19 protein-coding genes are annotated in these 23,050 nt (G+C 72.9%); 10 read left to right on the forward strand and 9 right to left on the reverse strand.

All coding sequences use genetic code 11. The annotated features are described in order from the left end of the window. Positions 1 to 19: 19 nt before the first annotated feature. Positions 20 to 916, reverse strand: coding sequence for a LysR family transcriptional regulator ArgP (locus tag ACNAVT_RS01995; protein WP_416292230.1), 897 nt, complete (start codon positions 914 to 916; stop codon positions 20 to 22). 79 nt (positions 917 to 995) lie between these two features. Between ACNAVT_RS01995 and ACNAVT_RS02000 the strand changes: the two genes are divergently transcribed. The 5 genes from ACNAVT_RS02000 to ACNAVT_RS02020 all read left to right on the forward strand — a co-directional run bounded on the left by ACNAVT_RS02000 (position 996) and on the right by ACNAVT_RS02020 (position 7,497). After that, positions 996 to 1,592 (forward strand): LysE/ArgO family amino acid transporter, encoded by a 597-nt coding sequence (locus ACNAVT_RS02000; protein ID WP_416292829.1) that lies wholly within the window; start codon positions 996 to 998, stop codon positions 1,590 to 1,592. A 79-nt stretch (positions 1,593 to 1,671) separates the two neighbouring features. Next, positions 1,672 to 3,111 carry a GuaB1 family IMP dehydrogenase-related protein gene (locus tag ACNAVT_RS02005; protein ID WP_416292232.1) on the forward strand — a complete coding sequence of 480 codons (1,440 nt, stop codon included), beginning with the start codon at positions 1,672 to 1,674 and terminating at the stop codon, positions 3,109 to 3,111. A gap of 89 nt (positions 3,112 to 3,200) precedes the next feature. Beyond that, on the forward strand, positions 3,201 to 3,728 hold the full coding sequence (locus tag ACNAVT_RS02010; RefSeq protein WP_416292234.1) for a MarR family winged helix-turn-helix transcriptional regulator: 528 nt from the start codon (positions 3,201 to 3,203) through the stop codon (positions 3,726 to 3,728). Next, positions 3,722 to 5,455, forward strand: a complete 1,734-nt coding sequence (locus ACNAVT_RS02015) for an ABC transporter ATP-binding protein (RefSeq protein WP_416292236.1) — start codon at positions 3,722 to 3,724, stop codon at positions 5,453 to 5,455. Before ACNAVT_RS02010 ends, ACNAVT_RS02015 begins: the two co-directional genes overlap by 7 nt. A gap of 74 nt (positions 5,456 to 5,529) precedes the next feature. Next, on the forward strand, positions 5,530 to 7,497 hold the full coding sequence (locus tag ACNAVT_RS02020; protein ID WP_416292830.1) for an ABC transporter ATP-binding protein: 1,968 nt from the start codon (positions 5,530 to 5,532) through the stop codon (positions 7,495 to 7,497). A gap of 115 nt (positions 7,498 to 7,612) precedes the next feature. On the opposite strand, the gene thrS is transcribed toward ACNAVT_RS02020, so the two are convergent. Beyond that, positions 7,613 to 8,830 (reverse strand): threonine--tRNA ligase, encoded by a 1,218-nt coding sequence (gene thrS / locus ACNAVT_RS02025; protein WP_416292238.1) that lies wholly within the window; start codon positions 8,828 to 8,830, stop codon positions 7,613 to 7,615. 506 nt (positions 8,831 to 9,336) lie between these two features. Between thrS and ACNAVT_RS02030 the strand changes: the two genes are divergently transcribed. Together ACNAVT_RS02030 and ACNAVT_RS02035 are read left to right on the forward strand one after the other, a co-directional pair. Continuing rightward, positions 9,337 to 9,963 (forward strand): DedA family protein, encoded by a 627-nt coding sequence (locus tag ACNAVT_RS02030; protein ID WP_416292239.1) that lies wholly within the window; start codon positions 9,337 to 9,339, stop codon positions 9,961 to 9,963. Positions 9,964 to 10,076: 113 nt separating this feature from the next. Next, entirely contained in the window at positions 10,077 to 10,775 is a 699-nt protein-coding gene (locus ACNAVT_RS02035; RefSeq protein ID WP_416292241.1) for a DUF998 domain-containing protein, read from the forward strand. On the opposite strand, the gene ACNAVT_RS02040 is transcribed toward ACNAVT_RS02035, so the two are convergent. Next, positions 10,753 to 12,156, reverse strand: coding sequence for an NAD(P)H-quinone dehydrogenase (locus tag ACNAVT_RS02040; RefSeq protein ID WP_416292242.1), 1,404 nt, complete (start codon positions 12,154 to 12,156; stop codon positions 10,753 to 10,755). The genes ACNAVT_RS02035 and ACNAVT_RS02040 overlap by 23 nt on opposite strands. 106 nt (positions 12,157 to 12,262) lie before the next feature. Between ACNAVT_RS02040 and ACNAVT_RS02045 the strand changes: the two genes are divergently transcribed. Beyond that, complete coding sequence (locus tag ACNAVT_RS02045; protein WP_416292243.1) at positions 12,263 to 12,718, forward strand: gamma-glutamylcyclotransferase; 456 nt, start codon at positions 12,263 to 12,265, stop codon at positions 12,716 to 12,718. 72 nt (positions 12,719 to 12,790) lie between these two features. On the opposite strand, the gene ACNAVT_RS02050 is transcribed toward ACNAVT_RS02045, so the two are convergent. From ACNAVT_RS02050 to ACNAVT_RS02065, 4 genes are read right to left on the reverse strand one after another with little or no spacing between them, the layout of a single operon-like run. Next, positions 12,791 to 13,753 carry a GNAT family N-acetyltransferase gene (locus ACNAVT_RS02050; protein ID WP_416292245.1) on the reverse strand — a complete coding sequence of 321 codons (963 nt, stop codon included), beginning with the start codon at positions 13,751 to 13,753 and terminating at the stop codon, positions 12,791 to 12,793. A 42-nt stretch (positions 13,754 to 13,795) separates the two neighbouring features. Next, positions 13,796 to 14,536 carry an SCO6745 family protein gene (locus ACNAVT_RS02055; RefSeq protein ID WP_416292247.1) on the reverse strand — a complete coding sequence of 247 codons (741 nt, stop codon included), beginning with the start codon at positions 14,534 to 14,536 and terminating at the stop codon, positions 13,796 to 13,798. Positions 14,537 to 14,579: 43 nt separating this feature from the next. Continuing rightward, on the reverse strand, positions 14,580 to 15,518 hold the full coding sequence (locus ACNAVT_RS02060) for a hypothetical protein (RefSeq protein ID WP_416292248.1): 939 nt from the start codon (positions 15,516 to 15,518) through the stop codon (positions 14,580 to 14,582). A 5-nt stretch (positions 15,519 to 15,523) separates the two neighbouring features. After that, on the reverse strand, positions 15,524 to 16,156 hold the full coding sequence (locus tag ACNAVT_RS02065) for an MBL fold metallo-hydrolase (RefSeq protein WP_416292250.1): 633 nt from the start codon (positions 16,154 to 16,156) through the stop codon (positions 15,524 to 15,526). A gap of 121 nt (positions 16,157 to 16,277) precedes the next feature. Here ACNAVT_RS02065 and ACNAVT_RS02070 point away from each other — a divergent pair, with 121 nt between their 5' ends. After that, on the forward strand, positions 16,278 to 17,282 hold the full coding sequence (locus tag ACNAVT_RS02070; RefSeq protein ID WP_416292252.1) for a DUF4349 domain-containing protein: 1,005 nt from the start codon (positions 16,278 to 16,280) through the stop codon (positions 17,280 to 17,282). Here ACNAVT_RS02070 and ACNAVT_RS02075 read toward each other — a convergent pair. Both ACNAVT_RS02075 and ACNAVT_RS02080 read right to left on the reverse strand, forming a co-directional pair. Beyond that, complete coding sequence (locus tag ACNAVT_RS02075; RefSeq protein ID WP_416292254.1) at positions 17,239 to 18,498, reverse strand: amidohydrolase; 1,260 nt, start codon at positions 18,496 to 18,498, stop codon at positions 17,239 to 17,241. The two genes, ACNAVT_RS02070 and ACNAVT_RS02075, sit on opposite strands and share 44 nt — an antisense overlap. A 651-nt stretch (positions 18,499 to 19,149) precedes the next feature. Further along, complete coding sequence (locus tag ACNAVT_RS02080) at positions 19,150 to 20,733, reverse strand: acyl-CoA mutase large subunit family protein (RefSeq protein WP_416292256.1); 1,584 nt, start codon at positions 20,731 to 20,733, stop codon at positions 19,150 to 19,152. A gap of 207 nt (positions 20,734 to 20,940) precedes the next feature. On the opposite strand from ACNAVT_RS02080, the gene ACNAVT_RS02085 reads away from it, so the two are divergent. Then, on the forward strand, positions 20,941 to 23,046 hold the full coding sequence (locus ACNAVT_RS02085) for a serine/threonine-protein kinase (RefSeq protein ID WP_416292257.1): 2,106 nt from the start codon (positions 20,941 to 20,943) through the stop codon (positions 23,044 to 23,046). The last annotated feature ends 4 nt before the right edge of the window (positions 23,047 to 23,050 follow it).

Here is a 23,050-nt window from a genome sequence, read left to right on the forward strand (position 1 = left end):
TCTCACCAGGTGTGGGCAGTCAGTGGAGGGTGATCGCCGCTTCGGCGCGGACGGCGTCGGTCAGTGCGGCGAGCACCTGTGACTCCAGCCGCCAGTGCTGCCAGTACAGGGGCACGTCGACGTACCGCCCCGGGTCCAGGTCGACGCAGGCGCCGCTGGCCAGGTCGGCCTCGGCCAACCCCTCGGGGACCAGCCCCCAGGCGAGGCCCCGCCGGATCGCCTCGCTGAACGCCGGCACCGACGGCACGTGGTGCATCGGCGGGTCCAGCTCCCGGCCGGTCACCGACCGCACGAAGCGGTGCTGGACCCGGTCCTTGCGGTCGAAGACGAGCATCGGCGCCCCGGCCAGCGCGGCGGTCGTCAGCCCGTCGGGAAACCAGCGACCGACCAGCGCCGGGGCGGCGAGCGCCCGGTAGCGCATCGCGCCGAGAGGGCGTACGCGGCAGCCCTGCACCGGCTCCCGCTGGGCGGTCACCGCCGCCATCACCGCGCCGTCGCGCAGCAGCTCGGCGGTGTGGTCCTGGTCGTCCTGGCGTACGTCGAAGCAGACCGCCAGCTCGGCGGGGACCCGCGCCAGCGCGGCGACGAACCAGGTGGCCAGCGAGTCGGCGTTCGCCACCACGGGTACGCGGGCGCGCACCGCCGCCCCGTCCAGCACCCCGCGCGCCTCGGCCAGCGCCTCCCGTTCCAGCAGGGTCACCTGGCCGGCCAGCCGGAGCAGCGGCTGCCCCGCCCCGGTCGCCCGGCAGGGGCGGGTACGGCGTACCAGCACCTGCCCGACGATCTCCTCCAGCGCGCGGATCCGCTGGCTCACCGCCGACGGGGTGACGTGCAGGACGCGGGCCGCGCCCTCGAAGCTGCCCTCCCCGACCACTGCGGCCAGGGTGCGCAGTTGAATCGCGTCGAGTCCTTCCATCAGCTCAGCTTACGGAGCATCAAAAAGATTAGTTGGACTGCATCCGGCTGGCCTCCGTAGCGTCGAGCGCGTGTCCGACCTGCTCCCCTCGGCCGTCGCCGGGTTCTCCGTCTCCCTCGCGCTGATCGTCGCCGTCGGCGCGCAGAACGCCTTCGTGCTCCGCCAGGGGCTGCGCCGCGAACACGTGCTGCCCGTGGTGGTCACCTGCGCCGCCTCCGACGCCCTGCTCATCGCGGTGGGCATCGCCGGTCTCGGCACCGCCGTGGCGGACCGGCCGGGGCTGCTCTCCGCCGTCCGCTGGGTCGGTGCCGCGTTCCTGCTCGGCTACGCCGTGCTCGCCGCCCGCCGGGCGCTGCGCCCGGGCGCCCTCGCCCCCACCGAGCGCCCGCCGGCGACCCTCCGGGCGACGGTGCTCGCCTGCCTGGCCTTCACCTACCTCAACCCGCACGTCTACCTCGACACGGTGCTGCTGCTCGGGGGCGTGGCCCAGCAGCACGAGAGCCGCTGGGCGTTCGGCGCCGGTGGCGCGCTGGCCAGCGTGGCCTGGTTCACCGCGCTCGGCGGCGGGGCGCACCGGCTGGCGCCGTTGCTCGCCCGTACCGCGGCCTGGCGGGCGCTCGACGGCGGCGTCGCCGTCGTGATGACCGCTACCGCCGCGGCGCTGCTGCTCGGCTGACGGCGACCGGCCACGCCGGCGAAGGTGTTTTCCGTGACCATCGCGGGCACGGGTGGGCGGCGGCAGGAATGATGTCCGGGTGCGGTTCCTTCACGGCGCGGCCCCCGCGCACGACCTGACCTACAACGACGTCTTCATGGCGCCCAACCGTTCCGAGGTGGGCTCCCGGCTCGACGTCGACCTGGCCACCGCCGACGGCACCGGCACCACCATCCCGCTGGTGGTGGCGAACATGACGGCGGTCGCCGGCCGGCGGATGGCCGAGACGGTGGCCCGTCGGGGCGCCATCGCGGTGATCCCGCAGGACATTCCGATCGAGGTGGTGGCCAACGTCGTCGCCTGGGTCAAGCAGCGGCACCTGGTGCACGACACGGCGATCACCCTCGGCCCGACGGACACCGTCGGCGACGCCATCCACCTGCTGCCGAAGCGGTCGCACGGCGCGGTGATCGTGGTGGACGAGGCCGGCCGCCCGGTCGGCGTGGTCACCGAGGCGGACACCGTGGGCGTGGACCGCTTCGCCCAGCTCCGGCACGTGATGTCGACCGAGCTGCACACCGTACCGGCGGACGCGGACCCGCGTACCGGCTTCGACCGGCTCTCGGCCGGCCGGCGGCGGCTCGCCCCGGTCGTGGACGCCGAGGGGCGGCTGGTCGGCGTGCTGACCCGGCAGGGCGCGCTGCGCGCCACGCTCTACAAGCCGGCGGTGGACGACCGGGGCCGGCTGCGGATCGCCGCCGCGGTGGGCATCAACGGCGACGTGACCGGCAAGGCCGCGGCGCTGCTGGAGGCCGGGGTGGACACGCTGGTCGTGGACACCGCGCACGGCCACCAGGAGCGGATGATCTCCGCGCTGCGGGCGGTCCACGGACTCGACCCGGCGGTCCCGGTCGCGGCCGGCAACGTGGTCACCGCCGAGGGCGTACGCGACCTGGTCGAGGCAGGCGCCGACATCATCAAGGTCGGCGTCGGGCCGGGCGCGATGTGCACCACCCGGATGATGACCGGCGTGGGCCGGCCGCAGTTCTCGGCGGTGCTCGACTGCGCCGCGGCGGCCCGGGAGCTCGGTCGGCACGTCTGGGCGGACGGTGGCGTACGCCACCCGCGCGACGTGGCGCTGGCTCTGGCGGCGGGCGCCTCGAACGTGATGATCGGGTCCTGGTTCGCCGGCACCTTCGAGTCCCCCGGCGACCTGTACACCGACCCGGACGGCCGGCGCTACAAGGAGAGCTTCGGCATGGCGTCGTCCCGCGCGGTCAGCGCGCGCACGGCGGAGGACAGCGCGTACGACCGGGCCCGGAAGGCGATCTTCGAGGAGGGCATCTCCTCGGCCCGGATGCACCTGGACCCGGCACGCCCGGGGGTGGAGGACCTGATCGACGAGATCATTTCCGGCGTACGCAGCGCCTTCACCTACGCGGGCGCCCGCAACCTGGAGGAGTTCCACGAGCGGGCCCTGGTCGGCGTGCAGAGCGCCGCCGGCTACACCGAGGGGATGCCGCTGCCGACCAGTTGGTGACCAACGGGGCGGCGGCCTCGGGATCGGGACCGATCCGGGTGTTCGGAAATTAGTTTGGGGCCTGACAGTCTGGGGGCTAACCTGTTCCCGTGAACACAGGACCGCTCGTCAGCTTCCCCGACGCGCTCAAGCACGCGCCGCTCGGCCGGCTGATCTCCATCGCCGGCCACGTGGTCGAGCAGCACTGGGGGCGCTACCTCGCCGAACACCACGGGCTCACCTCCGCCGGCATGCGCGTGCTGCTCATCCTGCTCCGGGCGGGTGACAGCACGCACCGCGAGATGGCGGAACGATGCTTCGTCCGGCCGGCCACGCTCACCGGCATCGTCGACACGCTCGAACGAGACGGCTTCGTGGCCCGCCAGCGGGATCCCAGCGACCGCCGCAGCGTCCAGCTCACCCTGACCGACAAGGGTCGGGAGCACGCCCTCGCCATCATCGACCTGATCCACAGCAACCGCCCGCTCACCTCGGTCGACGCCGACCCGGCCAAGCAGGCGGTGATCCGGGAGTTCCTCGTCGAACTCATCACGAGCATGTCCGACGGGGACCTCCGTCGGTTGAACCGAAACAGCGATCCCGACACCGAGACGACCCCGGGGGAACGTCCGTGCTGATCCGCCTACTCCGTGACCACCTACGCCCGTACCGGCGGCTACTGGCCGCCGTGGTGGCGTTCCAGTTCGTCGGCACCATCGCCTCGCTCTACCTGCCGAGCCTCAACGCCGAGATCATCGACCGTGGCGTGGCCGTCGGCGACACCGGCCAGATCCTGCGCACGGGCGGCTGGATGCTGCTCGTCAGCCTGCTCCAGATCGCCTGCTCGATCACCGCCGTCTACCTCGGCGCGAAGACCGCGATGAGCTTCGGCCGGGACGTCCGGGGTGCCATCTTCCACCACGTCAACCGCTTCTCCGCCCGCGAAGTGGCCCGGTTCGGGGCACCCTCGCTGATCACCCGCAACACCAACGACGTGCAGCAGGTGCAGATGCTCGTGCTGCTGAGCTGCACCATGCTGGTGGCCGCGCCGATCATGAGCATCGGCGGCGTGGTGATGGCGCTCCGCGAGGACGTCGGGCTCTCCTGGCTGCTGCTGGTCTGCGTACCGGTGCTGGCGATCGCGCTGGGCCTGCTCATCCGGAAGATGGTGCCCACCTTCCGGCTCATGCAGACCCGGATCGACACGGTCAACCGGGTGCTGCGCGAGCAGATCACCGGCATCCGGGTGGTCCGCGCCTTCGTCCGCGAGCCGTACGAGACGGAGCGCTTCGGGGTCGCGAACGCCGACCTGACCGCGACCGCGCTGCGGATCGGCCGGCTCCAGGCGCTGATCTTCCCGCTGGTGATGCTGGTGCTCAACATCTCCGGCGTCGCGGTGCTCTGGTTCGGCGCCGGCCGGGTCGACTCCGGTCAGATCGAGATCGGCGCGCTGACCGCGTTCCTGCAGTACCTGATGCAGATCCTGATGTCGGTCATGATGGCCACCTTCATGCTGATGATGGTGCCCCGGGCGGCGGTCTGCGCCGAGCGCATCGTCGAGGTGCTGGACACCGACTCCTCGGTGGTGCCGGCGGCGCGGCCGGTCACCGAGGTGTCCGGCCAGGGCGAGCTGGAAATGCGCGGGGTCGGCTTCCAGTACCCGGGGGCGACCGCCCCGGTGCTGCACGACATCTCGTTCCGGGCCGAGCCCGGGCGGACGACGGCGATCATCGGCTCCACCGGCGCCGGCAAGACGACCCTGCTCACCCTGATCCCGCGGCTGGTCGACCCGACCACCGGAGCGGTGCTCGTGGACGGGGTGGACGTCCGCGAGCTGGCTCCGGACGAGCTGTGGCGACGGATCGGGCTGGTGCCGCAGCGGCCGTACCTGTTCAGCGGCTCGGTCGCCAGCAACCTGCGCTACGGCAACCCGGACGCCACCGACGCCGAACTCTGGGCGGCGCTGGAGATCGCCCAGGCCCGGGAGTTCGTCGCCGAGATGCCGGGCGGGCTGGAGGCGCCGATCGCGCAGGGCGGCACGAACGTCTCCGGCGGCCAGCGGCAGCGGCTGGCGATCGCCCGCGCGCTGGTGCGCAAACCGGAGATCTACCTGTTCGACGACTCCTTCTCCGCGCTCGACCTCGGCACGGACGCCCGGCTGCGGGCGGCGCTGAAGCCGGTCACCGCGGAGGCGGCGGTGGTGATCGTGGCCCAGCGGGTCTCCACGATCGTCGACGCCGACCAGATCATCGTGCTCGAGGACGGAGGCATCGTCGGGATGGGACGACACGAGGACCTGCTTCAGACCTGCCCGACCTACGCCGAGATCGTGGCGTCCCAGCAGACCGCGGAGGTGGCGGCGTGAGCGCGGTCCAGGAGAAGGCGACGCCGAAGCGGCTGCCGGCGGCCGGGCGGCGCGGCGGCGGTGGCCCGCCCCACATGGGCATGGGCATGCCCGCCGAGAAGGCGATGAACTTCGGCCCGTCCGCCCGGCGGCTGCTGGGCCGGCTCCGGCCGTACCGGATGGAACTGAGCGCCGTGCTCGCGCTGGCCGTGGCGAGCGTCGGGCTCAGCGTCATCGGGCCGAAGGTGCTCGGCCACGCCACCGACCTGATCTTCAGCGGCGTGATCGGCCGGCGGCTGCCCGCCGGCACCACCACCGAGCAGGCGGTGGCCGCGGCCCGGGCGTCCGGCAACAACAACTTCGCCGACATGCTGGCCCGGATGGACGTGGTGCCCGGCGTCGGCATCGACTTCACCCGGCTGGGCCGGGTGCTGGCCCTGGCCCTGCTCCTCTACCTGGGCGCCAGCCTGCTGATGTGGGCGCAGGGTTGGCTGCTCAACGGTGTGGTGCAGCGGACCGTGCTGCGGCTGCGCGCCGAGGTGGAGGAGAAGCTCAACCGGCTGCCGTTGCCCTACTTCGACCGGCAGCCCCGCGGCGAGCTGCTGAGCCGGGTCACCAACGACATCGACAACATCTCGCAGACCCTCCAGCAGACCCTGAGCCAGCTGGTCACCTCGCTGCTCACCGTGGTCGGCGTACTGGCGATGATGGTCTGGATCTCGCCGCTGCTGGCCGTGGTGGCCCTGGTCGCGGTGCCGCTGTCCGTGCTGGTCACCGCCCAGATCGCCAAGCGCTCGCAGGGCAAGTTCATCGCCCAGTGGACGCACACCGGCGAGCTGAACGGGCAGATCGAGGAGGCGTACACCGGCCACGAGCTGGTCAAGGTCTTCGGCCGGCAGAAGGAGGTGGAGGCCGCCTTCCACGCCAAGAACGAGCAGCTGTTCCAGGCGAGCTTCGGCGCGCAGTTCATCTCCGGGATCATCATGCCGGCGATGTTCTTCATCGGGAACCTCAGCTACGTGGCGATCGCCGTGGTCGGCGGCCTGCGGGTGGCCTCGGGCACGATGAGCCTCGGCGACGTGCAGGCGTTCATCCAGTACTCGCGGCAGTTCACCCAGCCGCTCACCCAGGTCGCCTCGATGGCCAACCTGCTCCAGTCCGGGGTGGCCTCGGCCGAACGGGTCTTCGCGGTCCTCGACGCCGAGGAGCAGAGCCCGGAGCCCGCGCAGCCGGCCCGGATCGCGGACCCGCACGGCCGCGTCGAGTTCGAGCACGTCTCCTTCCGGTACGACCCGGACAAGCCGCTGATCGACGACCTGTCCATGGTCGCCGAGCCCGGGCACACGGTGGCGATCGTCGGCCCGACCGGCGCCGGCAAGACCACCCTGGTCAACCTGGTCATGCGGTTCTACGAGCTGGACGCCGGCCGGATCACCCTGGACGGGGTGGACATCACGACGATGCGCCGGGACGAGCTGCGCGGCCGGATCGGCATGGTGCTCCAGGACACCTGGCTCTTCGGCGGCACCATCCGGGACAACATCGCCTACGGGCGGCCGGACGCCACCGAGGAGGAGATCCTGGCGGCCGCCCGGGCCACCTTCGTGGACCGCTTCGTCCGCAGCCTCCCCGACGGGTACGAGACCGTCATCGACGAGGAGGGCAGCAACGTCAGCGCCGGCGAGAAGCAGCTGATCACCATCGCCCGGGCGTTCCTCGCCGAGCCGTCGCTGCTGATCCTCGACGAGGCGACCAGCTCGGTGGACACCCGGACCGAGGTGCTGCTCCAGCGGGCGATGGCGGCGTTGCGTTCCGACCGGACCAGCTTCGTCATCGCGCACCGGCTCTCCACCATCCGCGACGCCGACCTGATCCTGATGATGGAGCAGGGCCGGATCGTCGAGCAGGGCACCCACGAACAGCTCCTGGCCGCCGACGGGGCGTACGCCCGGCTGTACCGGTCACAGTTCGCCGGTGCGGTGATCACGGACGAGATCCCCGCGCCGCCGCCCGGGGGTGCGCCGGCCGGGACACTGCCGGCGGCCGCGCCGGCCAAGAACTGACGTGGACCGTGCGACCGGCCTGGCGCCGGCTCCCCGCCCCGATGGCGGGAAGCCGGCGCCGGCCGTCGCCCGGAACGCCGACCAGGAGGCTGGCGGGGGGCCGGGCCGGGGACCGTCAGGCTGCCGGAAGCAGGGCGGCCGAGCGGGCGGCGACCACCCGACCGATCAACCCCAATGCGTCGCCCACCGGCATCGGGTCGAGCCCGCGGCCGCCCCGCAGGCGCAGGGAGACGGACCCGTCGGTCGCCTCCCGAGGGCCGATCACCCCGACGTACGGGACCTTCCGTCGGGCCGCGTCCCGGATCCGGGCGCCCAGCGAGCCCGCCCCGTCGACCTCGGCCCGCAGTCCCGCCGACTCGGCCCGGCGGCACAGGTCGAGGGCGGTGTCCGCCTGCTCGTCGTCGACCGGGAGCAGCACCAGCTGCACCGGGGCGTACCAGGCCGGGAAGGCACCGGCGTGCACCTCGATCAGGTACGCGAACAGCCGCTCCATGCTGCCGACCAGGCTCCGGTGCACCATCACCGGCCGCCGCCGGCTCCCGTCCGCGGCGGTGTACGACAGGTCGAACTTCTCCGGCTTGTCGAAGTCGAGCTGGATGGTGGAGATGGTCGACTCCCGGCCGGCCGCGTCGACGACCTGGATGTCGATCTTCGGGCCGTAGAACGCGGCCTCGCCCGGGCCCTCGGCGAAGTCGACCCCGTCGAGCGCCTCGCGGAGCAACTCCTCGGCCCGCGCCCACCGGGCGTCGTCGCCCACGTACTTCTCTCCCGGGCCGCGCAGCGACAGCCGGAACCCGGCCGGCCGCACGCCGAGCGCGGCGTGCGCCTCGCGGATCAGCCGCAGGATCTCGCGTACCTCGTCGCCGACCTGCTCCAGCGCGCAGAAGTTGTGCGCGTCGTTGAGGGAGATGGCGCGGACCCGGGACAGCCCGCCGAGCACCCCCGAGCGCTCCGCCCGGTACATCCCGCCCAGCTCGGCGACGCGCAGCGGCAGCTCCCGGTAGGAGCGGCCCCGGGCCCGGAAGACCAGCGCGTGGTGCGGGCAGAGCGCCGGCCGGAGCACGAACTCGTCGTCGGCGGAGAGCCGCATCGGCGGGAACATGTCGTCGGCGAAGTAGCCGAGGTGCCCGGAGAGCTCGAACAGCTCCCGTTTACCCAGCGGCGGCGAGTAGACGTGCCGGTAGCCGGCCCGGCGCTCCAGGTCTCGCACGTACTCCTCGACGGCGTGCCGGGCGGCGGCGCCGGCCGGCAGCCAGATGGGCAGGCCGGCGCCCGCGAGCGGGTCGGAGACGAACAGGTCCAGCTCCCGGCCGAGCCTGCGGTGGTCGATCATGTCGCTCTCCTTGATCGGGTACGACCCGGAGGCGACCCGACCCGGAACGCCGCGAGGCCCCGGGGCGGTTCGCCCCGGGGCCTCGTCGACGGATACGTCAGTGCGGCACGCCGGGGATTCCCGGCGTCGTGGTCACCACCGCGCTACGCATGCGGCGACGGTACGCGCGACGGCTCGGGTCGCGCACGCACATTTTCGGGGAGCGGGGGCGGGTCGCCGGCACGGGACCTGCCGGCGACCCGCGGCGGCCCGGACATCGGGAACGGGGGATCCGACGTCCGCGGGGCCGCGCCCCGACAACGGTACGCCGGGGACCGGCGATCTGCCGCCCGCCCCGCTGACCGGCACGATGCCGGAGGGTCGTCACATTCGGCGCCGCCGCTTCGTTGTCCACGGGTGGCCCGGTCGCGTCAGCGGCCACCATCGGACGGGGCTCCCCGTGGTGACGCGGGACACGCCGTCAGGCTCGGTACGGTCGAACGGGGGAATCCGGCGAGGTGGCGATCATGCCCGAACTGATCTCTCATGTCGCGTCGCCGACGTGGGCGTACCTCGTGCTGCTGGGGCTGCTGATCGCCGACGCCTTCGTGCCGGTGGTACCGACCCAGGTCGTCATGATCACCAGTGGCGCGCTCACCGTCTACGGCGGGCTGAGCCTGCCGCTCACCATCGCCGTCGGCGCACTCGGGGTCTTCACCGGCGATCTCGCCTGCTATCTGATCGGCCGGCGCGCCCCGCACCGCCGGGTGGCGCGGCACACGATGCCCGGCCGGGCCCGCCGGGCCGCCGCCCGGGTCACCCGGGGACTCCGCGAGCCGGGACCGCTGGTGATCCTGCTCTGCCGCTTCGTACCCGGCGGCCGGATGGCGGCCTGCTTCTCGGCCGGGCGCAGCCGCTACCCGTACCGCCTCTTCCTGCTCTACGAGGCCACGGCGGCCACCGGCTGGGCGGCGTACGGGACCCTGGTCGGCCACCTGGGCGGCACGGCGCTGACCCAGTCGGCGTGGCGGCTCGCGCTGATCGGTGGGGTGGCGGCGGCCGGCTTCGCGGCGGCCGGCTGGGCGATGACCGCGATCAGCGCACGCAACCCCCGTACCGAGGCCGAGGCCAAAGTTCGGGTCGGGGTCGACTGACCGACCCGATCCGGCTTCCCCTCGTAAGCCGCAGCCGGTAGGGGAGTTCCCGGGGATCGAAGTGGGTGTCCATCCCGGATCCGTTTCGGGTGGCCTCGGCGACAGGCTGAGGCATGCCTGGAAGCCGGAGAAGTGCCCTGTTGGCCCTCGGCGGGATCGCCCTGGCGGCGGTGCTCGCCGTCCTCGGTCACCTCACGGTGAACGAGGACCTGAACCCCTGGTCGCTGACCGTCAGCGACTTCGCCGTCTCCGACCGGGGCGGCGTCATCGACGTGGCCATGGCAGTGCTCGCCACGGCCACCGTCGTACTCCTGTCGGCGCTGCGCCGAGCCGGCCAGCTGGCGCGGGTCCTGCTCGCGGCCTGGTCCGCCGGCCTGCTGACCGCCGCCGTGGTCCCCACCAACGAGCCCGGCCTGCCCATGGACACCGCCGCCTACCTGCACCGGTACGCCTCGGTGGTCGCCTTCGTCGCCCTGCCGATCGCCGGCTGGCTGCTCGCCGAACGCCTGGGCGGACGTGCCGCCGGCTGGCTGCGCGCCCTCGCCCTGACCAGCCTCCTGCTGGCCGGGGCGATGGTCTGGTCCGCGTACCCCGGTGACCGGGCATTGCTCGGCCTCGTCGAACGGCTGCTCATCCTCGCGGAGGTCACGCTGCTCGCCGTGGTCGCGGCGACCCTGGTCCGCCGACCGGTCCGGCACTCGCCGGACAGGGTTCGTACGCCGAACGGGCCGCCGCCTTCCGCTGAACGTCGTCGCGCCGGCCGTCCTGATCGGGCCGGCCGGCACGCGGTCACTCCAGCTCGTGCAGCATGAGCTGGCGGGCCGCCTCGGTGATGGAGCCGGAGAGGCTCGGGTAGATGGTGATGGTCTGGGCCAGCTCGTTGACGGTGAGGTTGTTCTCCACCGCCATGGTGATCGGCAGGATCAGCTCGCTGGCCTTCGGCGCCACCACCACGCCGCCGATCACCTGGCCGCTGGCCGGGCGGCAGAAGAGCTTGACGAAGCCGTCGGCGAGACCGTCCATCTTCGCCCGGGCGTTGCCCGACAGCGGCAGCATCACCTGACGCGCCGGGACCTTGCCGGCATCCACCTCGTTCTGCGACACGCCGACCGTGGCCAGCTCCGGGTCGGTGAAGACGTTCGCCGCGACGGTACGCAGCCGCAGCGGCCGGACGGCCTCGCCGAGCGCGTGCCACATCGCGATCCGGCCCTGCATGGCGGCGACGCTGGCCAGCGGCAGCACCCCGGTGCAGTCACCGGCGGCGTAGATGCCGGGGACGTTGGTCCGGGACACCCGGTCGACGCTGACATAGCCGCCCCGGGCCAGCTCGACGCCGTACTCGGCGAGGCCCAGGTTGGCGGTGTTGGGGATCGAGCCGACCGCGATCAGCGCGTGCGAGCCGTGGACCTTGCGGCCGTCGGAGAGCTCGACCTCGACGCCGGCCCCGGTCCGGCGGACCGCCTCGGCCCGCGAGTTGTTGAGGATGCTCATGCCCCGGTTGCGGAACACCCGCTCGATGGCCATCGCCGCGTCGGCGTCCTCGTGCGGCATGACCCGGTCGCGGCTGGAGACCAGGGTGACCTCGACACCCATCGCCAGGTACGCGCTGGCGAACTCGGCGCCGGTCACGCCGGACCCGACCACGATGAGGTGCTCGGGCAGCTGCGGCAGGTCGTACACCTGGCGCCAGGTGAGGATGTGCTCGCCGTCCGGTACGGCGGTGGGGAGCTGGCGCGGGGTGGCGCCGGTGGCGATCAGGGCGGTGGACGCGGCGATCGAGTACTCCGCTCCGCCGTCGGCCGGGGTGACGACGACCCGGTGGGTGTGACCCAGCGTGTCCTCGCCCAGCCGGGCGGTGCCGGCCACGAATTCCACCCCGGCCTTGACCAGCTTGGTGTGGATGTCGGCGGACTGGGCCACCGCGAGCCGCTTGACCCGCTCGTGCACGGCCCGGGCGTCGACGGTGACCGCCTCCAGTCCGTCCGAGTGCACCCCGAACTCCTCGGTGTCCCGGTAGCCGGTGACCACCTCGGAGCTGGCGATGAAGGTCTTCGACGGAACGCAGTCGGAGAGTACGCAGGCGCCGCCGGCCCCCTCCGCCTCGACCACGGTGACATCAGCGTCCAGCTGAGCGGCGACCAGCGCCGCCTCGTACCCGGCCGGGCCCCCGCCGATGATCACGATCTGGCTCACAGCGCTCGCCTCTCGTCAGTGCTCACAGTGACTTTCTTCTCCCCGTCGCGCTCGACACGCACCGTCGTATTCTCCCCCACGCTCCGGCCGGGCTATCGTCATCGCCGTGCGTCTGTACGCCGCTTATGGCTCAAACCTGGACCCCGCTCGCATGCGCGCCTACTGCCCGCATTCGCCGATGGTGGGTACCGGCTGGCTGGAGGGGTGGCGGCTCACCTTCGCGGGCGAGGGCGTCATCGGCTGGGAGGGCTCGGTCAGCACCGTGGTCGAGTCCCCGGGCGACCGGGTCTTCGTGGCGCTCTACGACATCCACGCGTACGACGCCGCGCAGCTCGACGAGATCGAGGGCGTGACCGCCGAGACGTACCGGAGGCTCACCGTCCGCGTCTCGACCCTGGACGGGGACGTGACCGCGTGGGTCTACGTCTTCGACGGCTACGAGGGCGGCCTGCCGACGTCGTGGTACCTGACGGAGATCGCGCACGCGGCGGAGAAGGCGGGCGCGCCGGACGACTACGTCACCGAGCTGCGGTCCCGCCCCACCGGCACCGCGTCGGCGTAGCGCGTATCCCACCCGGTCAGTCTCCTCCGGCCGGTCCGCGGACCGGCCGGCGACCCCGGGCCGGGTCGTGTATCACACACCCGTGGCGGTGACCGTCCGCTCGTACATGTCGGTCCAGCGCACCTCGCGCAGCCCCACCGAACGGTAGAGGGTCACCGGCACGGTCGGGTTCGCCAGGTCGACACCGAGCCCGGCCTCGGCCCGGCCCTTGGCGGCGTAGACCGCGAACGCCCGCTGCAGCAGCGCCGCCCCCACCCCGCGTCGCCGCTGCGCGGGCAGCACCGACAGCGTGCGGACCCAACCCATGTCGTGCTCCAGCGCCTGATCCGACGACTGGAGGGCACCGGCCGGCTCCCCGTCGACCTCGGCGACGAACCACTCGTCCCAGACCTTGCCGTACGACGGGATCTGCTCCCGCCACGCCTCGAAGCCGAGCGGCTCGTAGTCGGGGGTGTCCCGGAACGCGGTGTCGAAGATCCGGTGGAACTCCCGCAGGTCGGCCTCGTCGTCGGCGCGCAGTGTCCGGACGGTCACCCCGGCCGGGAGCGGCGGCTCGGCGGGCAGGTCGGCCAGCGAGCGGGTCATCCGGATGTACCGCTTGACCAGGATGAAGCCGGCCTCGGCCAGCTCGGCTGCCCAGCGCGTCTCCGGGGCGAAGACCCCGGTGCGGGCGGTCAGGGCGGACAGGCCGCGCTCGGCGGCCCGCTCGGCGACCCGGTCGAGCAGCCGCGTCAGCAGCGGGGCGCGTAGATCCGCCCCGCGCTCGGGGTCGACGAGGACGTCAACCCACTCCCGGCCGACCCCGGTCGGGTTGCTCAGGATCGTCCAGCCCACCGCGGTGCCGTCCGGGTCGGTGACCAGCCACGAGTCGCGGGCCGGGTCGACGAAGGGGGCGGTCAGCGCGGCCGTGACGTCCTCGGCGTCGAAGTCGGGGTAGCCGACCGCGAAGGTGTCGGCGGCGTGCACCACCTTCAGGATCGCGGGCACGTCGTCGAGGGTCGGGCGGCGGGCGGCCCAGCCGGCGGGAAGCGTCACGCCGGCGATCCTGACAGCCCGGCCGGTGGTCGCGCCTCCCATTTATCTGCCACCGACGTGCAGCTTGGCGGCGGTGAGCAGGTTGAGCAGTTCCGCCCCCTCGCCGGGGGCGAGCGCCCGGAACGCGGCCGAGACCAGCCGGTCGGTGACCGCCTCGGCCCAGAGCCGCCGCCGCACCAGCGGCCCGACCGGCGGATACGGGGGCGACCAACCGCAGGCGGCGGCCCCCGCCTCCCCCTCCGGCCCGGCCAGCACCGCCTCCAGCGGGGTCATCCCGGCCGCCCGGACGGCCAACAGGTACGCCCCGGCGAAATGCTCGCGCAGCAGCAGCAGCGCGACGGCGGCCCGCGCACCCGGCGAGCGGTCCGGGACCGGCATGGACCGCCAGGCGGCGAAGAGCGGCATGCCGCTGGCGTCCGCCGCCTCGACCGCGCGTTCCAGCAGGCCGGCCAGGCGGGGTGCCGCGGGCGTGTCGCCCAGGTGCTCGACGCCCCACCGGCAGCACTCGGCCAGGTTCGCGCCGGCCACCTCCAGCGGCCGGACGGTACGGGCTGCGGCGTCCCAGCCGTCGGCGACCGCCTCCGGGGCGATGAAGCCGAGCGCGGCGGCGACCGTCTCGGCGCGGACGTCACCGAGGGCCCCGGCCCGGCCGGTGATGTAGAACGCCCAGCCGGAAATGCCGAGCAGTCGGGCGCGGCGCAGCGTCGCCGGACGGCGGGAGAAGACCTCCCCGAGCTCCAGCACCAGGGGCTTGCTGGCGGCGGCGACCTGCTCCGGGGTCATCGACGGGGCACCGCCGTCCATCCACCGTGGTCATCCATCCCGGTCAGTCTGCCCGGTCGCCGCCCGCGTCGGCATCCCCTTCTTCGGCGTCCAGCGCCTCCATCGCCGCTTCCACCTCGCCGGTCCGTCGGCGGGCGGCGGTGACCGACCGCTCGGCCCCCCGTCGGGCCAGCTTGGTGCGGCTCAGCTCCTGCTCGGCACCGGCCCGGCGGCGTTCCAGCTCGGCCAGCTCGGTCTCGATCCGGTCCAGCGTCGCGGCGCCGTCCCGTTCGGCGCGGACGGCGTCGGCCAGTTCCTGCTCGGCCCGGTCCTGATCGCCGCGGGCCTTTGCCAGCTCGCGGTCCAGGACACGACGGCGTTTCGTCCGTTCGGCCCGGGCCGCCCGCTCGGCGGCCCGCTCGTCGCGCGTGCGCCGGGCCTCGGCTCGCTCGGGCGCCCGCTCCTGCGGTGGCAGCTCCTCGACGCCCCCGGTGACCAGCCGCAGCTGTGGGCGGGGCACCTCGCCGAAGCCCGCGTAGTGGGTGGCCCGCAGCAGCCGGCCCGCCTGGATCTGCTCCGCCACCTCGGTGTCGGACAGAGCGGCGTTGAGCGTCGCCTCCACCTCGGCCAACGGCAGCTTCCCGGCCGGCGGAGCGTCCGGCTCGGCGGCGGCCAGCTTGCGTACCTCGCTGACGAGCGCCCCGACGACGGCCCGGCGCTGCGCGGAAAGCTCGCGCAGCCGGCCGCCGCGGAGCTCGCGTTGGGCGGAACGCAGCGAACCGGAGAGCTGCGCCAGGTCGGCGACCAGTTCCGGCCGGCGGATGGCCAGCAGGTTGACCAGCCAGGCGGCGACGGTGGGTCGGCGCAGCCGGCTGATCTCCCGGGCCGCCTTCGGGTCGCCGGCCCGGCGCGCCTCGGCGACCGCGGCGTCACGCGCCGCGACGAACCGGTCCGGTGGCGTCGCGTAGAGCCGCTGGACCAGCTCGGGGGACGGACCCGCCATGCCGCTCAGACGTCGATCCGGGTGCCCGGTTCGAGGCGGCGATATTCGGTCTTCGACAGCGCGGTGTACTGCCGATCGAGCACGCCGAAACCGTTGGCGTTGAGCAGCCCGTCGTGCAGCGCGAAGGCGCGGCGCGGGGCCACGGCCCGGATGAAGTCGACCACCTCGGAGAACTTCGACCACGGGGCGTGGATCGGGGCGAAGAGGGTGTCCACCACCTGGACGTCGTCGGGGACGACCAGGGCGTCGCCCGGGTGGTAGACGACGTCGTTGATCAGGTAGCCCAGGTTCTCGATCACGGGGATGTCGGGGTGGATGACGGCGTGCTGGCCGCCGTACGTGCGGACCGCGACGCCGGCGGCGGTGAACGACTCGCCGGGCGCGACCACCACCAGCGCCTCGGCGGCGTCACCGAGGACCCCGGTGAGCGAGGCCGGACCGTTGACGGTGAACGGGCGCCGCTCCAACGCCCGGGTCAGCGCCTCGACGTTCACGTGATCAGGATGCTCATGGGTGATCAGCACCGCGTCCGCCCCGTCCAGCGCCTCGGCCTCGCTGTAGACCCCGGGGTCCACCACGAGCACTCCCCCGTCGTGCTGCAGCCGGAGACAGGAGTGGCCGTACTTGGTGACCTGCATCGTGACTCCTCGATTATCGAATCGTGACGTCCTGAGCGCAGTCTGCCGGAACCGGCGCGATGGCGCGCCGCGTCCGACGTATCGAACCCGGGGCGGGGTCGTCGAGGATCGGAGCGGGGAGATGAGCATACGAGGAAGATGCCGTCGGGTCATCGCGCTGACGGCGGTGGGACTGGTCGCGGTGCTGGTCGCGGGGGCCTGCAGCGCCGACGGAGGAGCCAACGATTCGGGCACGTCGGCGCAGGCACCGGCCGCGGGCAGCGCCGTGGACCGGGACCAGGCGGCAGGCGCCGGGCCGGAACAGGGGAAGGCGGTGCCCGGGCAGACCGGCTCGGGCGGGGCCGACGTGCGGGTCGAGCAGCGCTCGATCATCTACACCGGAACGCTGCAGGTCCGGGTGGACGACGTGGACCGGGCGGCCCGGGCGGCGATAGCCGCGGCGACCGGGGCCGGCGGGTTCGTCGGCGGCGACCAGCGGCACAGTGAATCGGCGGACGCCCGGGCCGAGCTGATCCTGCGCGTGCCGGCGGACAAGTTCACCGGGGTCGTCGACGAGCTGGCCCGGCTCGGGCGGCCGGAGGAACGCCAGGTGCGCACCGAGGACGTCACCGAGGAGACCGTCGACCTGGACGCCCGGATCGCCACCCAGCGGGCCCGGGTGGACAGCGCCCGAAGGCTGCTCGCCAAGGCCAGCTCGATCAACGACCTGGTCACGTTGGAGAATGAGGTGGGCCGGCGGGAGGCCGACCTCGCGTCGCTGGAGGCGAAGAAGCGCCGGCTGGCCGACCTGACCGCCCTCTCCACCATCACGGTGACCTTCGTCGGCACCGATGCGACGACCGCCGAGGAGGGGCCGGAGCTCGGCTTCCTGGTCGGGCTCCAGGGCGGCTGGAACGTCTTCGTCACCACGATGTTCGTGCTGCTGACCGTGCTCGGCGCGGTGCTGCCGTTCGCGGTCGTGATCGGCGTGCCGGTGGCGCTGCTGGTTCGGGCGGCGCGGCGCCGGCGGGCGCGGCGGGCACCGCCGGCCGGCCCGGCACCCACGTGGCCGGGACCGGCCGGGCCGGTGGGCGGTCCGACGGCTAGCGGGCCGCCGCCAGTGCCCGCAGCGCGGTCTGGACCATGAGGCGTACGCCGACCGAGATGGCGCGCTCGTCCACGTCGAACGAGGCCCGGTGCAGGTCCACGTTGGGCCCGCTCCGGCCGACACCGAGGCGGGCGAGCGCGCCCGGCACGTGCTCCAGGTACCAGGAGAAGTCCTCACCGCCCATGCTCTGCGGGGTCTCCGCGATGCCCTCGGAACCGAGGGCCGCGGCGGTTGCGGCGGTGAGCACGCCGATGGCCCGGGCGTCGTTGGTGACCGGCGGTCGGCCGCGTAGGTATTCCAGGTCGACGGTGGCGCCGGTGGGGGCGATGACGTCCCGGACCACCTGGGCCACGATCTTCGGGGCCTGATCCCAGGTGTCGCGGTCCATCACCCGCAGGGTGCCGGCCGCGCACGCCTCGGAGGGGATGACGTTGTAGCGGGTGCCGGCCGAGGCGTGGCCGAACACCAGCAGCAGCCCGCTGTTGGCCGGCACCCGGCGACTGACCAGGGCCGGCACCTCGGTGACCAGCCGGCCGAGCGCGTCGACCAGGTCGACCGTCAGGTGCGGGCGGGCGGTGTGTCCGCCGGGGCCGGTGAGCCGGACGGTGACGTTGTCGGCGGCGGCGGTGATCGGACCGACCCGAAGGCCGATCTTGCCGACCGGCAGGTTCGGGTCGCAGTGGAGGGCGAAGATCTGCACCACGTCGTCCAGGCCGCCGGCCTCGATGACCTCCAGCGAGCCACAGGGCAGGATCTCTTCGGCCGGCTGGAAGATGAGCCGGATCCGGCCGTCGAGCTGGCCGAGGTCGGCGAGCTGGGCGAGCAGCATGCCCACGCCGAGCATCACGGTGGTGTGCACGTCGTGCCCGCAGGCGTGGCAGACGCCGTCCACGGTGGATCGGTACGGCACATCCTTCGGATCGGTCAACGGGAGCGCGTCGATGTCGGCGCGCAGGGCGATCACCGGCCCGCCCGGGCGCCCCTCGATGTCGCAGATGACGCCGTTGCCCTTGGGGAGCAGGCGCGGCTTCAGCCCGGCGAGGGAGAGCTCCCGGTGGATCAGGGCGGCCGTCTCGAACTCCTCGCCGGACAACTCCGGGTGGGAGTGGATGTGACGGCGGGTGGCGATGAGGCCGGGTACCCGGAGGGCCAGCAGATGGTCAAGCTCAAAAGGCAGAGGCTGGGACCCGGACGGCGCCTCCGGCCAGGACGACGCCAGCGGGCCGCCGGCGGGCAGCGTCAACGCACTCGTCACGTCGAATTCTCGATCACTAGAGATGGATGGATCATCGGGCAGAACAGCAGACAGCCTAGACCTCCGACGGTGACGCTGGGCAACATCATTCGCGTAGCGGTCGGACCGCGCAGCGTCACGAATGCCCAGGTGGGAGGGCTCAAGCATCTGCGGGACAGCAGGTAGATCGCGGTCGAACGTCGTCATCTGCCCCACACCTCCTACAACGCGTAACCGATTCGGCGGTCACCAAATCGCGGGCCGTCGTTCCGAATTGTCGCATTAGTCCGGGCAGTTAACTGCCGCTCGGACAATTGCGCGACGACGCTCGGCTGTTGAACGACCCCCGACGGTGACATGCGGGCCCGAGGTGCGACCGCACAGGCTGTCCGTCCCGGTCACCCGGGTTACCCGCATTCCCGATCCGCACACGCGCGTCACGGTCGGGCCCCACTGCCCGCGGGCTCACGGACGGGCCGGGCGACATCGCCCGGGAGGTCCGCACCGAAGGTGCCGTTGGGCGGGCCGGCAGGCATGAGCCCGCCGGCACCTTCGCAGAGCCGGCTCCGCTTCCGCACAGTTGCGGGGAGACCATCGACTGTACGCCCGCAACGACCTCCGCGACGAACCCGTCTTCCCAGCTCAGCCACCACACGTGCGGCACGGATCAGATCAGAACCGGTCGCTCGGCCGGTACGTCCCCCACACCTCGCGCAATGTCCCGCAGACCTCGCCGACCGTGGCCCTGGCGCGCAGCGCCTCCCGCATCGGGTAGAGCACGTTCGCGGAGCCCTCCGCGGCGACACGCAGCTCCGCCAGAGCGCGCTCGACCGTGCCGGAGTCCCGCTCGGCGCGCAGCTTCGCCAGCCGTTCCGCCTGGGCGACCTCGATGGCCGGGTCGACCCGCAACGGCTCGTACGGCTCCTCCTCGTCGATCTGGAACCGGTTCAGCCCGACCACCACCCGCTCGCCCGAGTCGATCTCCTGGGCGATCCGGTACGCGGACTGCTCGATCTCCCGCTTCTGGAAGCCGGCCTCGATCGCGTCCACCGCCGAACCGTGGTCGAAGACCCGGTGCATCAACTCGTCGGCCGCCGCCTCGATCTCGGCGGTCATCGCCTCCACCACGTACGACCCGGCGAACGGGTCCACGGTGGCGGTCAGGTCCGTCTCGTACGCCAGCACCTGCTGGGTACGCAGCGCCAGCCGGGCGGCCTTCTCCGTGGGCAGCGCGATCGCCTCGTCGAAGCTGTTGGTGTGCAGCGACTGGGTGCCGCCCAGCACCGCGCCAAGGCCCTGGACCGCCACCCGGACCAGGTTCACCTCCGGCTGCTGGGCGGTGAGCTGCACGCCCGCGGTCTGGGTGTGGAACCGCAGCATCATCGACTTCGGGTTCTTCGCCCCGAACTCGTCGCGCATCAGCCGGGCCCAGATCCGCCGGGCCGCGCGGAACTTGGCGACCTCCTCGAGCAGCGTGGTCCGGGCGACGAAGAAGAACGACAGCCGGGGCGCGAAGTCGTCGACGGCCAGCCCGGCGGCGAGCGCCGCCCGGACGTACTCCACGCCGTTGGCCAGGGTGAACGCGATCTCCTGCGCGGGCGTCGCACCGGCCTCGGCCATGTGGTAGCCGGAGATGGAGATGGTGTTCCACTTCGGCACCTCCGCGCGGCAGTACGCGAAGGTGTCGGCCACCAGCCGCAGCGAGGGCTTCGGCGGGAAGATGTACGTCCCCCGGGCGATGTACTCCTTGAGGATGTCGTTCTGAATGGTGCCGTTGAGCGCCGTGCCCGGCACCCCGGACTCCTCGGCGACGAGCTGGTAGAGCAGCAGCAGCACCGAGCCGGGCGCGTTGATGGTCATCGAGGTGGAGACCTTGTCCAGCGGGATGCTGTCGAAGAGCAGCCGCATGTCCTCGATGGAGTCGATGGCGACACCGACCTTGCCCACCTCGCCGTGCGCGATCGGGTCGTCGGAGTCGTACCCCATCTGGGTGGGCAGGTCGAACGCGACCGAGAGGCCCATGGTGCCGGCCCGCAGCAGCTGGTGGTAGCGCGCGTTGGATTCGGTGGCGGTGCCGAAGCCGGCGTACTGGCGCATGGTCCACGGGCGGGAGGTGTACATGGTCGGGTAGACCCCGCGGGTGTACGGGTACTCGCCCGGCCCGCCCAGCCGCTCCGCCAGCTCCCCGGGGAGGTCGGACGCCGTGTAGACGCCCTTGATCGGGAAACCGGACTCGCTCGACCGCCGTTCGCTCATCCCCGGATGGTAGGACGCCGCAGGGCATCGATGGGTGAGGGATGGCGCACACCCTGGGCCCCGACAGCGCCGACAGGAGGTGAGCGGCTGACCTCATACCGTCAAGTAGGTAAACGTCCGCCGCGTCGGGTTTCGCATCGGCCGCCGGAACCCGCAAGATAGGGAGGTTGTGTCCCAGCCCCCTCGATATCCCCCGGTGGCTTTTCTGTGACTCAGATCCCGACGTGGAGCGGTGGACCAGTCAGTCCCCCCACTGGACGCGCGGCACCCGGCACCACCATCGGTGGTCGTTACTCACTGCGCTCTCCGGTGGGCAACGGCGGCATGGGCACTGTGTGGCGTGCGACAGACACCCTGCTGCGGCGTGACGTGGCGGTCAAGGAGGTCGTCCTCCCCCCGGGGCTGGCCCCCAGCGACCGTGACGCGATGTACGAGCGGACCCTCCGCGAGGCGCGCGCCGCCGCCGCGATCCAGCACCCCGCCGTGGTCCAGGTGTACGACGTGGTCACCGAGGGTGGCCGCCCGTGGATCGTGATGGAGCTGCTGGACGCGCGCAGCCTGGCCGACATGGTGATCGAGGACGGGCCGGTCGCGCCCCGCGCGGTCGCCAAGATCGGCATCGCGCTGCTCGGCGCCCTGGAGGTGGCGCACGCGATCGGCGTGCTGCACCGCGACGTCAAGCCGGCCAACGTGCTCATCTGCTCCGACGGCCGCTGTGTGCTGACCGACTTCGGCGTCGCCCGGATGCCCACCGACGTGCAGCTCACCACGCCCGGCATGGTGCTCGGATCGCCGCACTTCATCTCACCCGAGCGGGCGATGGGCCAGGACTTCGGCCCGCCGAGCGACCTGTTCTCGCTCGGCGTCACGCTCTACACCGCGGTCGAGGGGCGCCCCCCGTTCGACAAGGGCGACCCGATCGAGACCATGCACGCGGTGGTCGAGGACGAGCCGGCCACCCCGCAGCGCAGCGGCCCGCTGACCCGCGTGCTGATGGGCCTGCTGGAGAAGGACCCGGCCCGACGGGTGGACGTGCACACCGCCCGGGGCATGCTGCGCGAGCTGCTCGCCGGCCCGCTGACCAGCACCGCCACCGCGGTCAACTCGGTCACCGACCCGTACGCGGTGGTGCCGGTGCAGCGGCCGGCCCTGCCGCCGCCGCCTGCCGAGCCGAAGCCGACCGGCCAGATCGGCGGCCGGGCGATGATCGGGCCCGGCGAGTCGCTGACCGACCGGCTGGCCGCCCTGCGCCGGGGCGAGCGCCCCGAGCCGGCGGCGATCCCGGCCGCCGCGGCGCTCGACGAGACCAGCGCGGACGCGCTGTCCGGTCCGCTGCACACCCCGACCGGGGCGATGCCCGCGGCGGCCGCCGCTCCGGAGGCCACCCAGCGGATCTCGCCCGACGCCACCCAGCGACTCGGCGGCGGGCACCCGGACGCCACCCAGCGGGTCGGCGCGGGCCACCCGGACGCCACGCAGCCGGTGTACGGCCGCAGCGCCGACACCACTCAGCCGGTGTATGGCCGTGGTGCCGACGCCACCCAGCCGGTGTACGGCCGTGGCGCCGACGCCACGCAGGCGGTCTACCCCGGCGCCCAGTGGTCGGTGCCCGGCACCGGCCAGCCATGGGCGGCCCCGGCCGCCACGCCGGCCGACGGGGGCGCGCTCGGCAAGGCCAAGGGGCTCGGGAACCAGGTTCTCCGCACCGTCAAGGGTTGGCCGCGCAAGGTGCAGCTCGGGGTCGCCGGTGGCGTCGCGGTGCTGCTGCTGATCGTCGTGATCGCCCTCAACAGCGGCGGCGAGAAGCCGGCCCCGCCGATCGTGAGCTCGCTGCCCACCGCCACCGCCGAGGCCTCGCCGGTGGACATGCAGGCCTTCTCGGGCAAGGGCGTCAGCCTCCAGGTGCCCAAGGGCTGGCAGCGGCAGACCGGCGGCCTGTACGTCGACTTCATCGACCCGGACGACACCGGCCGCAAGGTCCGCGTCATCGCCGAGCCCTGGGGCGGCACCTCGGTCAGCTGGGCGGAGTTCGCCTCGCGGAATCTCAGGAAGAAGGCCGCCGAGAGCAAGACCTGTCCGGCGCCCTACAAGGAGGTCTCCGTGTCCGAGCCGAAGCTGGCCGGCGAGGCGGCGGCCGAGCTGGAGTACACCTGCGGTGAGGGCGACACCATGCGGCACGGGGTGTGGCGCGGCCTGGTGAAGGACGGCAAGGTCTACTCGTTCTACCTCTCCTCGACCGACGCCAGATTTGCCGAGAGCAAGCCGATCTTCGACACGATGGCCGAGTCGTTCCAGCTCAGCGGGGGCAACTGAGTGG

This window comes from Micromonospora sp. SL4-19 (genome assembly GCF_047921475.1).
GTDB lineage: Bacteria > Actinomycetota > Actinomycetes > Mycobacteriales > Micromonosporaceae > Micromonospora.